Consider the following 916-nt stretch of genomic DNA (forward strand, 5'->3'; position numbering starts at 1 on the left):
GTACGTAACCATACCGTCCGGTTGTCGGAAGGCTGGCCGTTGTCTGCCGAAACGTTTGCCGGGGAGATGGAAAAGATTAGATACTGCCTGAGTCAAGACTGCCAAGCTGTAAAGGAGACAGTGAGACGGCTGGATGAGAGAATGGTCCTGCTGAAAAAGGAACCGGAGCGCAGACTGGTGACCTACCGTCTGGAAAGCGCATCCAAGGCAGTGGTAACGACAGCTTCAGCACTGATCCTGGCACTGATCATTTCCGTCTGGACCAACTGCAACCAGTACCGCACGAACCGGCTTTTGAAAGATGCCGATTTGAAATACCGAGCCATCAGGATCTGCCTGCCGGGGGATGATCCCGACATCGCCTTCCTTGAGAAGCATTTCACCATCAAGCGGGACGAGGAAAAGATCCGGCGTGTGGAAAGGCTGGTGACCGCTTTTGAGGACTCGGTCAGGAACCGCATCCGTAACCATGAAATGGCAGCCTACAAGGACAGTCTGGCGCACCGGCTGTTCAGGGAGGCACAGGAAATCAGGAAGCAACTGGACAATCCCAATTCAAAATGACTGCACTATGGCAACAATCAGAACCAAATTCAGGTCCTCGTCCGCGGAAGGCAGGGAGGGCGCACTGTATTATCAGGTGATTCATAACCGTGTGGTCAGGCAGATCAGTACCGGATACAAACTTTTCGCTTCGGAATGGGACCAACGTTCCGAAGCGGTCATTCCCTGTCAACACCCTGCAGGGATGGAACGGGACAATTATCTTCTATCGGTAGGGGAACGGATAAGACGGGACAAAATCCGACTGGAAAAGGCTATCAGGACATTAAGCCAATCCGGTCCGTTTACAGCGGATGATATCGTCATACGTTTCCATGACAGCGGACAAGAACCTTCGTTTAACGACTATATC

Annotated in this window: 1 protein-coding gene and 1 pseudogene; both read left to right on the plus strand. The window is 52.3% G+C overall.

The window, feature by feature from the left end; translation table 11 throughout:
- A partial coding sequence (locus tag ABUA47_RS20570; protein ID WP_349831961.1) for a hypothetical protein occupies positions 1-564 on the plus strand: 564 nt, incomplete at its 5' end.
- A 7-nt stretch (positions 565-571) separates the two neighbouring features.
- Positions 572-916: pseudogene (locus ABUA47_RS20575) on the plus strand (Arm DNA-binding domain-containing protein); the annotation flags it as partial.

It is taken from the genome of Bacteroides sp. RTP31139st1_H2_RTP31139_211217 (genome assembly GCF_040227615.1).
GTDB classification, from domain to species: Bacteria; Bacteroidota; Bacteroidia; order Bacteroidales; family Bacteroidaceae; genus Bacteroides; species Bacteroides uniformis.